Source organism: Methanoculleus methanifontis (assembly GCF_030464365.1).
In the GTDB taxonomy this organism is placed as follows: Archaea; Halobacteriota; Methanomicrobia; order Methanomicrobiales; family Methanoculleaceae; genus Methanoculleus; species Methanoculleus methanifontis.
The window spans coordinates 134,369-152,261 of record NZ_VCYI01000006.1; the positions used below are offsets into that span (position 1 = coordinate 134,369).

The window sequence follows — 17,893 nt, forward strand, 5'->3', positions numbered from 1 at the left end:
ATACTACCTCTTATGAGCACGGATGACGTAGCAGTGGGCGCAGTCGTCCGGTACCCCCGCACCGGTACGACCGGCAAGGTCGTGCGGATCGAGGAGATCGACGGCCGGAGGTATGCCGAAATCGACAGCACCGGACTTTATTACCGGATGGACGAACTCATCGGCGCCGATAAAACGACCGGGAAGAGAGAGAGAGAAGACCGCTCTCTTGAGGACTACCTCAAGGAGCACCAGGAACTCCAGGAGCAACTCGAGGAGGTCTGGGAGAAAGGGATCGATCAGAGCTGCGAGGGCGGCGGTTAACCCTCGACCGGTATGGTGGTGAGCTTCACCGCCTCAACACCTTTCTGTGCCATCAATCTCTCGGTAATATCCTTCAGTACGGCCCCGTCCCCCCGGATCAGGATCACTTCGAGGCACTTGTTGTGGGTCACGTGTGAGTGCAGAGATGCCTGAATGTTGCTGGCATACTGGTGCTGGATCTCGGTGAGCGTCTGGAGCAGGCCCCGCTGGTCATGCTCGTAGACCATGGTGATGACCCCCTGGCGCTCGCCTTTTACGTCGGATATCCACTGATAGTGCGTGATATAACTTCGTATTGAATCCCGTATCCCTTCGGAACGGGAGGAATACCCCCGGAGGCTCAGGATCTCGTCGAACTTATCGAGGAGGTTCTTGGGGAGAGAGATCCCGATACGTGAAAGTTCAGTATCGCCTGGCATTGCGATCAGTTTTCATATCTCACTTCATAGAGTATAAATATTCGCTAACAACCAGGGCATTATTCATACTTCGTATGCCGAACAGGAGGTGACAACCGGGAGATCGATGCGCGCACTATAAAAGAGCGGTACCGGGCGACAGAATAATCCCTACCGATTATGTATAAGTAGTGTCACTATATATTGGATAAGGAGGTTCGAAAACTTTTGCGAGATGCATTCATTCCCGGTGTCAATATTGGGCTCGTAGGTCATGTCGATCACGGCAAGACCACTCTGGTCAGCGCGCTGACCAAAACCTGGACGGACAGGCACAGCGAGGAGATCAAGCGCGGCATCTCCATCCGGCTCGGCTACGCGGACACGACTTTTTACAATTGCGAGAACTGTGAGGGGGCTGATGCCTACACTTCCCAACCGGAATGCCCGAACTGCGGGGAAAAGGCGGTTCCGTACCGGACGGTTTCATTCGTCGACGCCCCGGGTCACGAGACGCTGATGGCGACGATGCTCTCGGGATCCGCGCTGATGGACGGCGCGATGCTCGTCATTGCTGCCAACGAGGTCTGCCCGCAGCCCCAGACCAAGGAACACCTGATGGCGCTCGAGCTGATCGGCATCAAGAAGATCGTCATCGTCCAGAACAAAATCGACGTGGTTACGCAGGCCGAGGCACTGGAGCACTACAAACAGATCAAGCGGTTCATCAAGGGCACGATTGCCGAGAACGCACCTATCATCCCGGTTTCCGCGCAAAAGGGAATCAATATCGGTGCTCTGATCCAGACGCTTGATACGGTCATCCCGGAACCCGAACGCAATCCGGAGATCGACCCGCTGCTGCTCATCGCACGGTCGTTCGACGTCAACAAACCCGGCTGCAGCTGGCGGGACGTGAAGGGCGGCGTCATCGGCGGTTCGCTCATCCGGGGAGTACTGCGTGAGGGGGATGAGATCGAGATCCGCCCCGGCCGGCAGGTCCAGATCGAGAACCGGACGAAGTGGGAGCCGATCGAGACGAAGATCACCTCCATCAACGCAGGCAAGACCGGCGTGACCGAGGCGTCGCCCGGGGGCCTCCTCGGCGTCGCGACGAAACTCGATCCGGCCCTGACGAAGAGCGACGCCCTCGCCGGGCAGGTTGCCGGGCTCACGGGTAAACTCCCGCCGGTCTGGGAACGGCTGAAGTTCGACGTCACGCTCATGGACCGGGTGGTCGGCGCAGACAGCGAGCAGATCATCGAGCCCTTGAAGCACAAGGAGCCGCTGATGCTCTCGGTCGGCACCGCCGTCACCGTCGGCGTGATCGTGAACACGAAGAAGAACCAGGTGGAGGTTCAGCTGAAACGGGCGGTCTGCGCGGAGGTCGGCGCACGGATCGCCATCAGCAGGCAGGTCGGCGGACGATGGCGGCTGATCGGCATGGGTGTTCTGGTCGAGTGAGGGTTCTCCTCGACACGAACGCCCTGCTGATGCCGGTTCAGTTCGGGATCGACCTTTATGACGAGCTTATGGCCCTCTTCGGGGACTTCGAACCGATAACGCTCGAAGAGGTGATCGGTGAACTCTCGGGGCTCGCCCGGGGCCACGGCCGCGATGCGGCTGCCGCCCGCGTGGGCCTTGCGATGGCCCGGCGCTCGACGGTCGTCCCGAGCGAGAGTCGTGCTGAGCATGTGGACGACCGGGTAACCGAGTATGCCCGGCGGGAAGGATGCACCGTGGTGACGAATGATCGCCAGCTCCGGAACGCTCTCCTCCGCGAGGGAATCGACGTTGTTTCGATGCGGAGAGGGAGAACACTGGAGCTGATGAGGGGATAAGTGAAATCATGTATTATAAGATGACGCTGGAGGACAAGGTGCGCGTTCCGCCGCACCGCCTCGGGGAAGACCTGGAGAAGGTCATCCTCAACGTACTGCAGGAACAACTGGAAGGCAGCATCGCAAAGGAGATCGGCATCTTCATTGCGGTCACGAATATTCTCAACGTCGGCGAGGGGGAGTTGATCCCCGGAGACGGTGCCGTCTACTACGACGTCAGGTTCGAGGCGGCGGTGCTCCGCCTGGGGCTCCAGGAAGTGATCGAGGGCCAGGTGGTCGAGACGACGAGTTTCGGCGCTTTCGTCAGCCTCGGGCCCATCGACGCCATGCTCCACGTGAGCCAGATATCGGACGAATACATCAACTACGACGAGAAGAACGGCAGACTGGTCTGCCAGGACTCGAAGCGATCGATTGCCGTCGGCGACGGGATCCGGGCCCGGATCGTTGCACTCTCGCTGAACGAGCGCGAGCCCAGAGAGAGCAAGATCGGCCTCACCATGCGCCAGTCGGGCCTTGGAACCACGACCTGGCTGGAAGAGGAACTCGAAGAGGAGAAGAAGGGGGCGGCATAGGATGGTCGTCCGTAAGAAGGTGCTCAAGGTCTGCCGCGAGTGCCACCGGGTCGTCGAGGGAGAGAGCTGTGTGATCTGCGGCACGGCCAACCTGAGCGAGGACTGGGCGGGCTACGTCGTGATCATCGATCCGGAGCGCTCGGAGATCGCAAAGAAGATGAATATCACCATGGCCGGCAGGTACGCGCTGAAGGTCCGCTGATGCTCCGGCTTCCCGAAGCGCACCGGGGTCTCTTCAAGAAGCCGTTCGGAACTCTCTACGGGAGCATCGACGAACTCATCCCCCGGCTCGAAGGCCGGGCGGTCTACGCCGTCGGCGATGTGGTGACCCATAATCTCCTCGCCGCAGGGATCGTCCCCGAGATCGCGATCATCGACGGCTACACGATGCGCACGCCCTGCACCCGGTCGCCCCTGCTCCGGGCCAGAAGGTTGACGGTGAAGAACCCTCCCGGCACGATCACCGACGAACTCGAGGGCGCGATCGAGGAGGTCGTCGGGAACCCTCCCGGGGTAATCTTCGTCGACGGCGAGGAGGATCTCGCGGTCATCCCGCTCGTCATCGCCGCGCCGGAAGGGGCCGCCGTCCTCTACGGCCAGCCGGGAGAGGGGGTCGTCCTCCGGCTCGTGGACGCGGCGGCGAAGCAGAAAGCCGCATCCATGCTGAGCGTTTTCGTGCGCGAGTGAGGAAAGGAACTACATACTATCTTTTTACGGTACCTCATCTGAATTTCAGTACAATTGCCTGCAGGTTCCTTTCGCGTCTTCGCGTGAGCTGACCGCAGAGGTAATTGCACGGCCTCAAGCGGGATACAACTACCTAGAAGACGGGAGGCAGGTGCACTGGAACGACCCCGACCTCCCATCCCAGAGTATAAATAAATCCGTCAACAATATTTTAGGGATATCGATGGACTTCGAAATTACCCGTGATGTGAGGAACGAGTTGTTGAAGAGGAGAGAACTCGATTTTACTCTCACCTTCGACGGAGCGACGCCTTCTCGCAAGAGCATTCAGGAGAAGCTCGCCGCACTGCAGAACAAGGATGAGAACCTCCTCGTGTTAGACCTGGAGAGAACCCGGTTCGGGAAGATGGAACTCTTCGGCCGTGCCCGGATCTACGACGATGAGGAGAGCAAGAAGTCGACCGAGCGGGAGTACCTGCTCAAGCGCGGCGAGCCGAAGGCGGAGAGCGAGGAGTAACGCATGGTCAAGAGATACGAGTGCTACGAAGTCAAGGGCGACACAGCGGTTCTGCAGAAGCGGCACTGCCCCCGGTGCGGCCCTGGCGTGCTGATGGCCGCGCACAAGGATCGGGTGGCCTGCGGCAAGTGCGGTTACACCGAGTTCCAGAAGTAGATCCTCACCTGGATACAAGATACGGACGCGGCATCGGCCGCGGCCGGCCATTTTCTCGTAACGGAGCGATACCTGTTTTATGCCTGATATGGTGCCCGACAACGGGCTGGTGCTGGGACTTGAAGGAACCGCGTGGAACCTCAGTGCCGCTCTCTTCGGAGATGGCCTGGTCGCCCTCCATTCGTCGCCGTACGTCCCGCCGAAAGGCGGGATTCATCCGCGGGAGGCCGCGCAGCACCACGCCTCAGCGATGAAGGAGGTCGTTGCCCGGGTGCTTACGGAGCCGGAGCGAATCCGGGCGATCGCCTTCTCCCAGGGGCCGGGGCTCGGCCCGTCCCTTCGGACGGTGGCGACCGCCGCACGCGCCCTCTCGATCGCCCTTGATGTGCCGCTCGTCGGCGTCAACCACTGCGTGGCGCACGTCGAGATCGGGAGGTGGGCGACCGGGTTCTCCGACCCGATCGTTCTCTATGCGAGCGGCGCGAACACGCAGGTGCTCGGCTACCTGAACGGCCGCTACCGGATATTCGGGGAGACGCTGGATATCGGGCTCGGGAACGGACTCGATAAGTTCGCCCGGAGTCACGATCTCCCGCACCCGGGCGGGCCCGCCATCGAGAGGCTTGCACGGGAGGGGAACTACATCGAGCTCCCCTACACGGTGAAGGGGATGGATCTTGCCTTCTCGGGACTCATCAGCGCCGCCCAGGAGAGTAGCGCGCCGCTCGAAGACGTCTGTTCCGGCCTGCAGGAGACCGCGTTTGCGATGTGTGTCGAGGTGACGGAGCGCGCGCTCGCGCATGCGGGCAAGAACGAGGTGCTGCTGGTCGGCGGGGTCGGTGCGAACGGCCGGCTGCAGGAGATGCTCCGGGTGATGTGCGAGGAGCGGGGGGCAGCGTTCGCTGTTCCCGAACGGACGTTCCTCGGCGACAACGGCGCAATGATCGCCTATACGGGCAAGGTCATGCTGGAGCACGGTGTGACCCTCCCCCTCGATCAGTCGCAGATCCGCCCCGGTTACCGGGCCGACGAGGTGGAGGTCGCCTGGCGGACGGAGCCCGGCGAGGTCTTTTCTATCGGGCCGCACGAGGGCGGTGTCGCCCGCGGCGCGGAGGCGGTCGTGGAGATCGGTGAGGAGGACGTCGTCAAGCGCCGGACAAGCAAGCGCTACCGCTACCCGGCTCTCGATCGGCGGCTGATCGCGGAACGGACACGGGCGGAGGCGCGCCTGATCGCGACGGCGCGGCGAGCGGGCGTCCCCACCCCGGTGATCCGCGACGTCACCGCGGATACGATCGTGATGGAGCGGGTCAAAGGCGAGGTGCTGAAGTACGTCACCGCGCCGGAGACGATCCGGCTCGCGGGCGAGGCGGTCGGGCGGCTGCACGGGACGGGGATCGTTCATGGCGACCTGACGACGAGCAACATGATCGTCCGCGACGGCCAGTGCGCCCTGATCGACTTCGGGCTTGCGTCGACGTCGTCCGAGGTCGAGAGCCGCGGGGTTGATCTCCACGTCTTCTTCCAGACGCTCGAGAGCACGACGGAGAACTTCGAGGAGTTGAAGGCGGCCTTCGTGGAGGGCTACGCGGGCGTCTTCCCGGAGGCGGACGAGGTTCTTGCCCGGGAGCACGAGGTCGAACTGCGGGGGCGGTACCTCTGAAGGTCGCGGTGGTGACGAGCAACGCCAACAAGGCGCAGGAGGTGGCTGCCTATTTCGCGGGGGTGCTCACGATTGAGCACGTCGCGCTGGAGTGCCCGGAGTTCCGCCACGCCGACGTGGGGGAGATCGCCCGCGGGAAGGCGGAGTTCGCCTACAGAACGCTCTCCCGGCCGCTGATCGTCGACGACACCGGGCTCTTCGTCGACGCGCTCGGGGGGTTCCCGGGCCCGTACGCCGCCTACGTCCACGACACCATCGGCAACGCCGGGATCCTGAGACTCATGGAGGGCGCGGAGGAGAGGAGCGCCCGCTTCGAGACGGCGATCGCCTTCGCGCGCGAGGACGGCATCCGGGTCTTCCGGGGAATCCTGCCGGGGACGATCGTCGCCCCCCGGGGGGACGAAGGGTTCGGCTACGACCCGATCTTCGAGTACGAGGGGCGTACGCTCGCCGAGATCCCGCTTGCCGAGAAGAGCAAGATCTCTCACCGGGCACGGGCACTCGAGGCGTTCCGCGCCTGGGTAGAGCGGGAGGCCGGAGACGACAGAACTGTTAATATGAGCAAGAACGAATAGTATCCAACTGACAAGTGGTGTTTTTAACATGGCGAGATTTCCCGAAGCTGAAGCACGTCTGCTCAACGTAAAGATCTGTATGAAATGCAACGCCCGGAACGCAATCCGCGCGACCAGCTGCCGAAAGTGCGGCTCGGACGAACTCCGCGCCAAGTCCAAGGAACGGAAGGCATAACGCCGCTCGTCCGGCCCCCCGGCATACTCTTTTTCTGCGCTGTTTACGGATGAGCGCCCGGTTCTTCAGGCGCTGTAATAGGTGACTTTTCTGCCCTCTTCGCTGTACTCGCCCCGGTAGGTCTCGATGTTACGCTTGTAGCCGATTCGCTCCTCAAAACCGAGTTCCCTGAGCCGTTCGCGAACCCGCATCACGTCCGCCTCGTCCGCCCAGTCCCGGGTATAGATGTAGATGACCGACCGCTCGTCGCGCGAGTCCGGGTTCGGTTTGGCGGTGCTGACCTTCGCGGATATCCCGAGAGTCCCCTTCACCGTTTCGTCCCGAACCTCCCGCCACGCCTCGTCCACTTTTTCGGCAGCGACGAATATGAGCCATTTCCCCACCTGGTCGTCGTCGAGACCTCTCTCAGAGGGCCCGGGGGCATCCTGGACGATCCAGTACATCCGGGTTGTCTTCGAGGGGAGGACTCCTTCGCCCTCCCTGAGGGGTGCATAGATTGCATCGATCCCGCCGAATCGGCGGAGGAGGGCTTCTGCGAGCTCGGGGTAGTCCTCTTCGAACCGCCCGAAGATCTCGCGGACATCGGCCTCAAAATCAGCTCCCTGCTCGACGAGTTCGAACAGGTACGGGCCGCGGAGACGGATCTCGCGATTGAGGTAGACCTCAAAGATCCCATACGCGACCTCGGCCAGGGTCTCCGGATCGATCTCTTCCATACCTAATGGTAACCGCCGGGAGAGTAAAAAGAATTTTGAAGTGTTACCGGCCGAGCCTTTCTGCAACGAGCTCCGCGGCACGCTCCCCGGAGAGCAGCATCCCGCCGAATATCGGCCCCATGCGGCACTCCCCGGCAACGGCGTTCGCCGCCATCCCGGTGACAAAGAGGCCGGGGAAGACCTCTTTCGTGTGGGCGAGGATCTGTGACTCGGCACGCTCGGCCCACATGAAACTCTCGCCCTTCACCTTGAGCGCGCCGCCTTTCTTCTCGACCATCCGGGCGATCATGGCGTCGTGGCCGGTGGCATCCACGGTGCAGGTGCAGGCCATGGTGAGCGGGTCGACGTGCAGCCCGGCCATATCGACCGGCGTCCAGTTGACGACGAGGCCGCCGACTCTCCCGTTGCCCCGGATCATGATGTCCTCGACGGTGGTGAGGTTGAAGAACTCGACCCCGGCGTCGCAGGCGGCTGCGGTGAGCTTCGCGACCGCTTCGACCGATTTCGCGACATAGTAGCCCTCTTCGAACGCTTTGTAGGCGATACCGAACCGGTCGAGGAGCCGCCGTGCCTCTTCCTGGACGACGATCCGGGGAAACATCATCCCGCCGCCCCACATGCCGCCGCCGATACTGAGCTTCTTCTCGATGAGTGCGCACTTAACACCCTTCTCGCCGAGGAGCGCGGCGCAGGCGAGCCCTGAGGGGCCCCCGCCGATGACGGCGGCGTCCATCTCGAGGTGGTCGATGAGCGCCTGGTGCTGCTCCTCGAGAATGGCCCTGCTGATGGTCACTTCGTTCAACGTCATTTGAACCTTATTTATATCGCCGGAGAGAGATAAGAGCACTGGCGCGTGTGGGGAAAACGCACCGGATCGCGGTTCAAGCAGAAGCAACCGGGGAGAGTGGCACAGACCTTAATAGCGATCCTGCACAATATGTTTCTATCATGAAGTGGACGCGCGACTTCGGTCTCACTATGAGGATGTTTCTCACGTCATTCCTGCTCCTCATAGTCTACCTGATCTTCCTGGGCGTCCTTTCCGCCCTGGGATTCCCCTTTGAGTTCCTCCTGCTGGTGGCCGCCGGGATGGCGTTCCTCCAGTTTTTCTTCTCCGATAAACTGGTGCTCTGGAGCACCAGCACCCGGATTGTCGAGGAGGACGAGTACCCGGAGTTGCACCGTATGATCGAGAGCCTGGCCGCGAGAGCGGGCCTCCCGAAACCGAGGGTAGGGATCATGACCTCCCCGGTTCCGAACGCGTTCGCGACCGGCCGGAGCCCGAAGAACGCCGTCGTGGCGGTCACCGACTCGATCATGCGGACGCTCAACCGCGAGGAACTCGAAGCGGTGCTCGCCCACGAGATGTCGCACGTGAAGAACCGGGATATGCTGACCCTGACGATGGCGAGTTTCATATCGATGCTCGCCTTCCTGATCATGCGCAACTGGTTCTTCATGGCTCTCTTCGGCGGTGGCGGCGGCAACCGCGACAACAACATGGGCGCGCTGATCCTGGTCTACATCGTCTCGATCCTCGTCTGGGTCCTGAGCACCCTGCTCACCCGCGCGCTCTCCCGCTACCGGGAGTTCGCGGCGGACCGGGGCAGCGCCGAACTGACAGACGACCCGCGGGCGCTGATATCGGCGCTCCAGAAGATCAGCGGGCGGATGGACTACGTCCCTGCCGAGAAGAAGCAGGAAGTGGAGGGCGCAAACGCCTTCTTCATCATCCCGGCGCTCTCGGGCAACACCCTGATGGAGCTCTTCTCCACGCACCCGCCGCTGGAGAAGCGGGTGGCCGCCCTCGAGGAACTGCAGGCACAGCGGCGCGGGTATTAGACCCGCCCCGGCTCCTCTCCCACCCAATATTTAATATTCAGCACGGTCAATCTATGTAGGCATACCGTGCATTGCATCGATGGTCTAGTGGTATGACTTTGGCCTTCCAAGCCAATAGCCCGGGTTCAATTCCCGGTCGATGCATGGGGCTCGTGGTCTAGCTGGTTATGACGTCGCCTTCACACGGCGGAGATCGCCGGTTCAAATCCGGCCGAGCCCATAATTCTTCCTTCTTTTCTGAAATGAGAACAAATCCGTGGTGCGATACCTTTCGGAGTTCGGATATTGCTTTATCGAGCAATCGAGACGCATTAATGCCGATTTCCTTTAAATACTCGTGGTTCTCAGGGTCGATAGATAAATTCAATCGCGGCCTAACTCGATGCAGTTTGCTTGTTTTCTTCTTTTCTCTGTTTTCCATGTTTCTTTTCTCCTGTCCGCACATGTGCGCACATGTGCGCACACTTTCGGTATATCTAACTCTCTGCGTGAGGGGGCCTTAAACGCCGGGTGTCAAACAACAGAGTGCAGGGGCCATGCGCCCACACGGGATGCTAAAGGGGCTGGGTCTAGTGTGTGGGGGCGAGTGTGGACTGGAAGGGGTAATTCAGGAGCAACTTTATGCGCGGTGTCCCTACGTCACTCCATTGAAAAGCACGAGCATACATCCTTTGCCGCCACATTTTTGAGCAATATATCGAATAAGTGCATATAATCCAAAATCCTAGAGGTAATTCACTGACTTAGATATTATATTCGAAGAACCATTAATTGACATTGATTATAAGTGGCAGTAAAATATTTTGTTCCGTATATGCGCATATAGCACAAGTACTTTTTAATATACAATTAAATTTTAATTATATGATACCAGATTTCGATAATTTCGGAAATATCCCTCCTGGTATATACTGTCCCGATCTAGCTGAGTTTAAAGACCGGTTTGTGGTCGATTTTCCTAGCTCTGTGACTCGTCCTAGTCTATATACTGACTTTGTAAATTTTTCAATGATGGTTGCATCATTCAAAGTCGCAGATATTCAATGGGTTGCAGGTAGCTACACATCAAGTAAAGTAGATCCCGATGATGTGGACTTAGTAATCCATTTCAATGCTGAGGAATTCAAGTCGCGTGATGAAACGATGAATTTCGCAATGACAACAGACCCCGATCAGGTAAAGAATATATATAACTGCCATTTATTCCTCATACCCATGTACCCCCTTGCAAGCCCGAAACACGCTCAGGGTATCAATATGAGTGCATATTGGAGAAAATGGTTCGAAAAAGATCGGGCGGATAGACCGAGGGGTCTGATCGAGTTTAATCTATCTTCGGACACTCATGTGGAAGTACTTGCTGAGGAGGGGAACTTACAATGAGTGAAGTTGCTGCAAGACCCCCGAAAGTAATCAAAGATGAACTAGGAGACCTCAATAAGTTAATAGTTGAGAATGCGAGGTTAATCGAGCAGTTCCCCGAAGATCTGTCGTTAATAATTGGAATGAAAAGCCTTCAACATCGCCGGAATCAACTATTTACAGAACTTGAGGAGTCAGAAAAACTGCGAACACAAAGAACGTTCGATGCAGTTCTCACTGGGGAGAGTGTTTCAGGCTCTGAGATCTCCTTGTCATTTTTAGGTGATTTTTGTAGTTCTCTTCAAGATACCATTACTTCTATCGTTCAAAAGGACTATCGAGGTGAAACCTCAAGTGGGTCTATATCCAATGAAGTCAAAAATTTAGCCCTATTAAATGTGGCTGCTACAGCACCGGGTTCATTTCGTATAATTATTTCAAGTAACCCTGCAATTGACACTCCTGCCTCGTTTATTGCCCTTGAAAAGTTTAATAGTTTAATTGAGTGTGGAGCGGATATTCAAAAAATAAAGGATATCAGAGGGATTGTAGGGACGCGAGTAATTAATAAGTACAAGAGATTTATCCACGTCTTGAAATCAAATAAGGCAAATATTACTCTCTATGATCAATTTAAAGCGGATACTTTCACCCCGCGCACGGTGACAAAAGAATTAGCAAGTACAATCTTAAGAGTAATTGAGGATGTGGAAGAAATGCCAGAACAACTTGAGAGTTATAGTGGTAGGATTCGCGGAATTGACACGCATGACAAGTCATTTCATTTTGAGCTTCCCGAAGGGAGGCATATTCGAGGGAAATATAGTGATCACTTAGATTCTGCAGTGAAAAGGCAAGTTTTGGATGAAGAGGTCATTGCAACCTTTAAGCATACTATCAAATACGCGGAGGCAACTGATAGAGAGTATGATGAATGGGAGTTGATAGAACTAAAACAATCGTGAACGCTCAGAAGAAACCTTTTTTCTGTCCATATAGTTTCCCGGGATCTGACAAAAATTTTGGAAGACTGATGATTTAGCTTTCTGCGAGAATTGAATCCTGATTACAACCGCTTTTTCCTCACGAAACACCCGGTATCAGATCACAGTCTGTCTCTCCTGCGGCCGCGACCTCTTCCACACTCCGCCGGGACGCCATAGAGAGCTGAGGTCCCCTCGACGATCTGACGACGAGGGATGCCGTCGCGGGGCATGGCGGCAACGTGAACAGTTAATGGCCTGATCAGGCTATCTCACACTCATCTCGACCTCAAAGCGGCTGGCTGGCATTTTGTCACAACTGAATACAGTCGATTACAGGAGAAAAACAGCGGAGGAGAAGAGAAAAAGTAAGAGAAAATTTGAGAGTACTTGAGAGAAAAAGGAGAAGAGAAAGAGAAATTCTCCTTGAGAAAAACGAGAATACGAGAAAACCAGAGGTGGCAGCTTGCGCGCAAGTGCAGGTGGTGGCTGCTGACGTTTTTCTGTGACCATTTGCATGGTCCTGCTTAATTGGTTGCAACTGCCGGGATGGTGAACAATCCGGGAAAAACCATTTCAATGATCTACAAGAGGACATCCCACTCTACCATGCTTTCATCAATGACCATCACATCAACTCCCCCTCCGCTTGGTTCTCTCATGGTCGCATAATATCGGCGTCTGCTCCCCTGATGATCTCCTGGCAATCAGAATCCTCCTCACGGAGCATGAACCCATGCCCGCACTTCAGGCAGCAGTACTGCTCATAGGCTTCATCACTATCAGGCAGTGAAGTGATTCCGATCTTGATGCCATCCGCACCGCATCGGGGGCAGATCGCAACTTTCATGCTATCGACACCCCCGTGATTATCCCAATTTGAATACTTACCATCGCGCGCCATCCCCTCAATCCGTCTACAGGGATGAAGAAGGGGGGGACGGGCACTCACAGTACGCCGCGTGTTGTTTTCCATGACAGGGTATTGGCATACATCCGTATAAAATGTATGCCATATGCTATACCATGGCATACATAGATTAAACAGACTTCTCGCATGATACTTTTTGAATCAATGACAGAACGATCTGGCGCTTCTCCAATATCTGGGCGAATTCCAAATGTATTATACAGATGGCTGGAGGGAAAAGTTGAGGGCGGGGAGTATCCGAACTTAAATCAGGCATTAATTGGTCAATTGATGAGAGCAAAAACCCTGGAAGAAGAGCGCGAAAATCAAAAAGAGCTGATTAAATTAAAATCCGATATGATCAGGGAAGTCATTGAAGAAATTTCAAAGCGCTAATCCTTAATTACCCTTTTTCTGACTCCAATACAGACCCTAAACCCCAAAATATGAGATATCATCGCAGAGCATCGCATACACAGTACGCTTGAGATCGTGCGCGATCTGCTCATCACCATAAATGCCGGAGATATGCGTGTATTTGAGGATGTTTTTGAAGTTCTTCGGTGGGATCGAAGTATATGCCAGTGGTGAACAAACTGGAGGAGAATTCTTCTGTCTTCTCTGGAGAAGAGAAGAGAATCCTCCTCATTTCTCCATTTGTTATGAATAATTCTCCAAAGTTCTCCTAGAGAGGAGAATCCTTTTCCCCTTTTTACTCCCACAAAAATGAATATCTAACTTCTTTCTCTCTCTTTTCTCCTTCTCTTCGCGATGGACAGGGAGAATAGATTTTCCAGAGGAAAAACCATGTGGAGAAAGAGGGAGAATGCCTAGAGAAACACAGGAGAAAATCTGAGAAGAAAAATGATAGGAGAAAATGGGAGAGAAACGAGGGTGTGCCGCCAGCGTTCCGGCCAAAGTGAACGATACTGCGGGCTATCTCACGGCAATTCTCGCGCCTTGGTCACAACTTTGTAATCGACTTCCTCAAGCGCTCCTTTCCTTCCGAGCTGTTTTGAGCCGAAGTGTGCCGCTCCACACTGGATACGCCGCCATTCATTCGGCCGAAGCTCGGCTTCTCTCAGTGAACCCTTCGTTTCGGTGACAAGGTAGAGAATCGGTTTTTCAGCCTCCTCTTTGCTCTCCATTACAATAGCCCAATCTGGCCTATACTCCCCTACCGGAGTCGGGACGGTGAACCAGTACGGCAGCTTCAGGTAGAGTTTTACATCCTGCCGGGCTTCCAGATCCCGTACAAATTGCCGCTCCACATCGGAATCACAGGGCACAAGGTCATAGACAGATCTTTCCTCTCTTGTAGGCTCGATATACTTACTGAAGAGTTCAACTTCGGTATCATCAAGAATCTGCCGCATCTCATACCATTTCTCATCATCCGGCAGACTATCAGCTCCAGGGCCGTCAGAGATACGGATGTACTCAACCCCTCTCACGAGTTGAATAGCAAGTTTCTCTTTGATGATGCGTATCGCAACCGTCGCCCATTCATGTGGGTTATCAATCGCTGCTTTCTTGTTCCCTGCTCTGCGGTAGACCTCAAGGAGCGTCCGGCGAGTAAGGCGTATCGGTGGCGTCGTGTTCTCCATGAGGTCTGCCATGAGGTCAATAAGGTTCGGCAGCGGCCAGCGTCCCGCCAGATCAGCAGCGTTCTTTGCCTGACTTAATTGCATGGCCTCAAAGATGCCATCATCGCCGGCAATCACTGAAGCCTTGGTTATCGTCACTCGTGGCGGGGCGATATCAGCCCGATCAACCTCCGAGATAACCTCAGCAAGCAGCGCTTCGGTATCGATTCGTACAGCATACCGGGTTTTGTGTTTGATGCGCTCCCAGAGCTCCTTAAATTCCTCACTAAGTACCCGCGCTTTCCGGAGTTTCGCTTTTTGCTCTCCGGCCTGTCTGGGCTGCGGAGGTAGGATACCCTCACCGTACTCTTCCTCCACCTTCCGGCGCTCTTCATCGGAGAGATCACTAATGGATTTCCCATATCTGCCCTCAATCTCCGACCGATACTCGAAAGCAATCTCATCCTGATAAGTCTCGACGTACCGCCGGTAACTCTCGTTTGCGATGACCGTCAGAATGTTGACAGCGTTATCATGCAGTCGTCTCCCCGATTGATCGACCGCCAACCGGATGCCGCGCCCGACTTCTTGACGCTTCTTGATGGCCGATACCGTCTGATTCAACGTGCATATCTGGAAAATATTCGGGTTATCCCATCCCTCACGCAGGGCCGAATGCGAAAAGATGAAGGATACCTGTTTCTTGCGCCGGGTCTCCTCGTCATCGCCAGGACCTGGGAAACTGAGCAGGGCTTCTTTATCGCGCATGATCAGGTCATAGGCAGCTTCATCTTCTTTCGTCTCGCCGGAGACAGAATCAAGCGCCTCGGTCTCGCCACTTCTGCGGCGTTTTTCGGCGAAATAGGCCGCGCGCACTTCAGACGGTGATAACTCATTCCAACCGGGGTATCGCGCTTTCAGATCGTCAAAGGCTTGATCGAAGAGTTTCCGGATGATGCCATCTTCAGAGGCATAGTTCGCGACTTTATCAATAAAGAAGAGTGAAAGGACCTTAATGCCCTTCTCGTTAAGCCGCGCCTGCTTACGCATGTGCTCTTCGATAGTATGCCGGATCTGGGCATCGAAGAGCACATCGCGATCAGCGCCCAGCTCCTCACCTATGCCAAGCTCAATGTTATTGGCAAAGCGCACAAATCCAGCACCGGGATTGATTTCATCGACCATAAAAGAGGCGTATTCAGCGCGGTTGGTTTTTTCCTCCAGGGAGTCGCCAGGGCGCACCGTGATAGCGGTCTCTTTCACCTGACCGCTCTTCATGAGTTTATGCACGGTGATTTTGGCAGTGATGGTTCTCTTCTGCGTCTGGATAGCCTCTAGGCGCAGATAAGGCTGGTTCTCTGCATTTTCCCTGATGACAGAATCAACCTCTATCTTCTTTACGAGTCCCTGCCGGTATGCCTCGGCTGGTGTGAGACGGTACACCACGTTGTAGGGGTTGCGGTGTGTCGCGCTATAGCGGAGAGCCATGAGCGGGTCGAGCGTCGCCAGCGCTGCGATAGCCTTTTCGCTCTCCATGTTCTGAGGCTCATCGAGGATCAGAATAGGCCGTGCTGCCTGCACAAGGAATAACGGGGTCTCTCCCTGCAGGCGGTCGGTTGATTGGCGAATCACGTTTGACGCTTTGTTGAACGAGTCGAGCGTCATCACCATGATCTCAACACTATCGCTCTGCGCAAACTGGCGCACCTGGGAGAGGTTGGCAGAGTCGTATTTGTAATAGCGGTATACTGGATTGCCGAACAGTTCCCGGAAGTGCTTTGCCGTCACCTTCAGCGTTTTGAAGACACCTTCACGGATAGCAACAGAAGGCACGACGACGATGAATTTCCTCATCCCATAGCGCCTATTGAGTTCGAGAATTGTTCGGAGATAGACGTAGGTTTTCCCCGTCCCGGTCTCCATCTCCACGGAGAAGTTCGGGAAGCGGGCAGCCTTCTCCCCGTCGACTGTCTGAATGGTCTCCTCAATGTATTCTAAGCGCTCGTCCGGTTGAATGCCATTTCGCCGCTGGACATCCTGAAGGTTTTTTAGAAGCGTGACATCATCCAGGTCCAGACGGTTTGGGATAGAAGCCAGGGTAAATGTCCCGGCATTGAAACTCACCTGTGCCCGTATGTGAATCTGTCCGTCAAACAGATCACAGATAGCGTCGACTGCCTGAACTTGGAATTCCTGATTGGCATCGAACTTAAACTCCATGCAGCACATCCCTAGAGAATCTTAAGCTTGCACTGCAAGGCAAGGTTGACAGCCATTTCATCCGTAAGTGCAGCGTCACGGCAGACGAAGAGGTCTTCCTTATTAAGCCGCATAGCCTGCACTGTCTCTTCTTTCAGTACGTCATCAAGGCAGATGTAGAATGATTGATCTCTATCGGGGTCTGTTACACGCCAGACCTGATTACCAGTTATCCCGGAGAGATTTACGATGAGCGACGAGAGACTATAGCCTTCTTTGAGCGCAACTTCCCAGATAACATCTTCGGGCGTCCATCCGGGTGTGAGAAGGTCGGTAAAGAAACTCATCTGATCCACATACGCCTCACCATCTTTCTCATCAACTCCCTTCCATTGTCGGTAATTCGATTCTCCAAGTTTGAATACCCGGAAACCAAAGTCCCCACGATATGCGCGATCTATAAGCAGAGGTTGTTGTCCTTGTGCTTCATTTTGGGTGTTACTAAGAACACGATGTATCCGAGCTTTTCCAATATCTGCGATAGTTTTGTAGCCTAGTTCCAGTGCATTCTTGCCGGAAGCTTCTTTTTTGTTTACAGGTTCTTGCAACTGAATGCAAATGAAATTCCGATAAGTTTCACGTTTTAAATTCAAATTGTAAACAGCATGAGCGGTAGGACATGTCCCTGCGAAAAAATCAAGGATTAAATCATTCTCATCAGTTAAATATTCCACAATTTGAGATAAATCAGCATAGTGTTTGGGATTATCAAAGATATGATGACCATCAAACAAAGCATCAAATTCTTGTGTTGCTTTCTGAGCATAACTGAATGTAACGCTTCGCATAACCTGTGTTACATTCTCAAAAAGATATGATTTCAAACTAGGTACAGTAGTCTCATCCGGTCCAAAAGCGACATTGTCTTTTTCAATTTCTTCCTGCATCCGTTCTATGGTTGGAAATACCCAACCACGCCTTGGAACCTTGCAGACCTTACCGGTAATTGGGTGTACTACGTCATAAGACGGACCCCCACCCCCAGGCCAACTGATATCCCGGTCGTCCCTGTATGGTCCTCTTGCATCTACTTTGTTAAACCTAGATAAAGGCTTCCGGGGATCATCATCATCTAATGAGCGGAAAAATTCTCTCAGATCAGACCCAATTTGGTCCCAATTATCATTGTGCTTCCGTCTTAGTTCCGTAAAATATTCGCGTATCTCTTCAACTCCTTCTTTGGTGGAACGAAGAATCGTATCATTTTGACGAAGGAACGGCTCTGTTGAAACCCTCTAGTCGAGGGTCGGCTCCATCTGAGGGGAAAGATCTATAAAACCGTTGCTCCTTGTGTTAATGACGAAACCAACAACAAGGAGCAGAGTTAGTGTCGACGAATGGCTAT

The 17,893-nt window shown here is 55.0% G+C and carries 21 protein-coding genes and 2 tRNA genes; 17 read left to right on the plus strand and 6 right to left on the minus strand.

All coding sequences use genetic code 11. From position 1 onward, the window contains the following. Positions 1–12 precede the first annotated feature (12 nt). Positions 13–303, plus strand: a complete 291-nt coding sequence (locus tag FGW20_RS06240) for a DUF2098 domain-containing protein (protein WP_301677222.1) — start codon at positions 13–15, stop codon at positions 301–303. Here FGW20_RS06240 and nikR read toward each other — a convergent pair. Then, positions 300–722, minus strand: a complete 423-nt coding sequence (gene nikR / locus FGW20_RS06245) for a nickel-responsive transcriptional regulator NikR (RefSeq protein WP_301677223.1) — start codon at positions 720–722, stop codon at positions 300–302. The two genes, FGW20_RS06240 and nikR, sit on opposite strands and share 4 nt — an antisense overlap. A 207-nt stretch (positions 723–929) precedes the next feature. Between nikR and FGW20_RS06250 the strand changes: the two genes are divergently transcribed. The 10 genes from FGW20_RS06250 (at position 930) to FGW20_RS06295 (ending at position 6,890) form a co-directional block, all read left to right on the plus strand. Beyond that, on the plus strand, positions 930–2,165 hold the full coding sequence (locus tag FGW20_RS06250) for a translation initiation factor IF-2 subunit gamma (protein ID WP_301677224.1): 1,236 nt from the start codon (positions 930–932) through the stop codon (positions 2,163–2,165). Next, positions 2,162–2,542 carry a type II toxin-antitoxin system VapC family toxin gene (locus FGW20_RS06255; RefSeq protein WP_301677225.1) on the plus strand — a complete coding sequence of 127 codons (381 nt, stop codon included), beginning with the start codon at positions 2,162–2,164 and terminating at the stop codon, positions 2,540–2,542. Before FGW20_RS06250 ends, FGW20_RS06255 begins: the two co-directional genes overlap by 4 nt. 8 nt (positions 2,543–2,550) lie before the next feature. Next, the gene (locus FGW20_RS06260; protein ID WP_301677226.1) at positions 2,551–3,117 is read left to right on the plus strand and encodes a DNA-directed RNA polymerase; all 567 of its coding nucleotides are present in this window, start codon (positions 2,551–2,553) and stop codon (positions 3,115–3,117) included. 1 nt (position 3,118) lies between these two features. Then, positions 3,119–3,319: a transcription elongation factor subunit Spt4 gene (spt4, locus tag FGW20_RS06265; RefSeq protein ID WP_301677227.1), complete on the plus strand. Its 201-nt coding sequence runs from the start codon at positions 3,119–3,121 to the stop codon at positions 3,317–3,319. Then, positions 3,319–3,804 carry a GTP-dependent dephospho-CoA kinase family protein gene (locus FGW20_RS06270; protein ID WP_301677228.1) on the plus strand — a complete coding sequence of 162 codons (486 nt, stop codon included), beginning with the start codon at positions 3,319–3,321 and terminating at the stop codon, positions 3,802–3,804. Before spt4 ends, FGW20_RS06270 begins: the two co-directional genes overlap by 1 nt. 223 nt (positions 3,805–4,027) lie before the next feature. Further along, on the plus strand, positions 4,028–4,321 hold the full coding sequence (locus FGW20_RS06275) for a 30S ribosomal protein S24e (protein ID WP_301677229.1): 294 nt from the start codon (positions 4,028–4,030) through the stop codon (positions 4,319–4,321). A 3-nt stretch (positions 4,322–4,324) separates the two neighbouring features. After that, positions 4,325–4,477, plus strand: a complete 153-nt coding sequence (locus tag FGW20_RS06280) for a 30S ribosomal protein S27ae (RefSeq protein ID WP_301677230.1) — start codon at positions 4,325–4,327, stop codon at positions 4,475–4,477. Between the two features lie 79 nt (positions 4,478–4,556). Beyond that, positions 4,557–6,140, plus strand: coding sequence for a bifunctional N(6)-L-threonylcarbamoyladenine synthase/serine/threonine protein kinase (locus tag FGW20_RS06285; RefSeq protein WP_301677231.1), 1,584 nt, complete (start codon positions 4,557–4,559; stop codon positions 6,138–6,140). After that, a complete protein-coding gene (gene rdgB, locus FGW20_RS06290) occupies positions 6,137–6,715 on the plus strand; it encodes an RdgB/HAM1 family non-canonical purine NTP pyrophosphatase (RefSeq protein WP_301677248.1) in 579 nt (192 codons plus the stop codon). The genes FGW20_RS06285 and rdgB overlap by 4 nt, the downstream gene beginning before the upstream one ends. A 28-nt stretch (positions 6,716–6,743) precedes the next feature. Next, on the plus strand, positions 6,744–6,890 hold the full coding sequence (locus FGW20_RS06295) for a 50S ribosomal protein L40e (RefSeq protein ID WP_011845081.1): 147 nt from the start codon (positions 6,744–6,746) through the stop codon (positions 6,888–6,890). Positions 6,891–6,955: 65 nt separating this feature from the next. Here the strand turns inward: FGW20_RS06295 and FGW20_RS06300 are convergent, their stop codons facing one another. Beyond that, positions 6,956–7,606, minus strand: a complete 651-nt coding sequence (locus tag FGW20_RS06300; RefSeq protein ID WP_301677232.1) for a putative phosphothreonine lyase domain-containing protein — start codon at positions 7,604–7,606, stop codon at positions 6,956–6,958. 43 nt (positions 7,607–7,649) lie between these two features. Next, positions 7,650–8,414 carry a sulfide-dependent adenosine diphosphate thiazole synthase gene (locus tag FGW20_RS06305; RefSeq protein WP_301677233.1) on the minus strand — a complete coding sequence of 255 codons (765 nt, stop codon included), beginning with the start codon at positions 8,412–8,414 and terminating at the stop codon, positions 7,650–7,652. A 140-nt stretch (positions 8,415–8,554) separates the two neighbouring features. On the opposite strand from FGW20_RS06305, the gene htpX reads away from it, so the two are divergent. From htpX to FGW20_RS06330, 5 genes are all read left to right on the plus strand, one after another. Beyond that, positions 8,555–9,448: a zinc metalloprotease HtpX gene (htpX, locus tag FGW20_RS06310; RefSeq protein ID WP_301677234.1), complete on the plus strand. Its 894-nt coding sequence runs from the start codon at positions 8,555–8,557 to the stop codon at positions 9,446–9,448. 73 nt (positions 9,449–9,521) lie between these two features. Further along, positions 9,522–9,592: transfer RNA gene (locus FGW20_RS06315), tRNA-Gly, on the plus strand. Between the two features lie 2 nt (positions 9,593–9,594). Beyond that, a tRNA-Val gene (locus tag FGW20_RS06320) sits at positions 9,595–9,668 on the plus strand. Positions 9,669–10,312: 644 nt separating this feature from the next. After that, positions 10,313–10,831, plus strand: coding sequence for a DUF6932 family protein (locus tag FGW20_RS06325; protein WP_301677235.1), 519 nt, complete (start codon positions 10,313–10,315; stop codon positions 10,829–10,831). Then, positions 10,828–11,775, plus strand: coding sequence for a hypothetical protein (locus FGW20_RS06330; protein WP_301677236.1), 948 nt, complete (start codon positions 10,828–10,830; stop codon positions 11,773–11,775). The genes FGW20_RS06325 and FGW20_RS06330 overlap by 4 nt, the downstream gene beginning before the upstream one ends. 676 nt (positions 11,776–12,451) lie before the next feature. On the opposite strand, the gene FGW20_RS06335 is transcribed toward FGW20_RS06330, so the two are convergent. Continuing rightward, positions 12,452–12,643, minus strand: a complete 192-nt coding sequence (locus FGW20_RS06335; protein WP_301677237.1) for a hypothetical protein — start codon at positions 12,641–12,643, stop codon at positions 12,452–12,454. 207 nt (positions 12,644–12,850) lie between these two features. On the opposite strand from FGW20_RS06335, the gene FGW20_RS06340 reads away from it, so the two are divergent. Continuing rightward, positions 12,851–13,099: a hypothetical protein gene (locus tag FGW20_RS06340; RefSeq protein WP_301677238.1), complete on the plus strand. Its 249-nt coding sequence runs from the start codon at positions 12,851–12,853 to the stop codon at positions 13,097–13,099. A gap of 545 nt (positions 13,100–13,644) precedes the next feature. Here FGW20_RS06340 and FGW20_RS06345 read toward each other — a convergent pair. After that, positions 13,645–16,509 carry a restriction endonuclease gene (locus FGW20_RS06345; protein WP_301677239.1) on the minus strand — a complete coding sequence of 955 codons (2,865 nt, stop codon included), beginning with the start codon at positions 16,507–16,509 and terminating at the stop codon, positions 13,645–13,647. Between the two features lie 11 nt (positions 16,510–16,520). Beyond that, the gene (locus tag FGW20_RS06350) at positions 16,521–17,435 is read right to left on the minus strand and encodes a DNA methyltransferase (protein ID WP_301677240.1); all 915 of its coding nucleotides are present in this window, start codon (positions 17,433–17,435) and stop codon (positions 16,521–16,523) included. Positions 17,436–17,893: the final 458 nt, after the last annotated feature.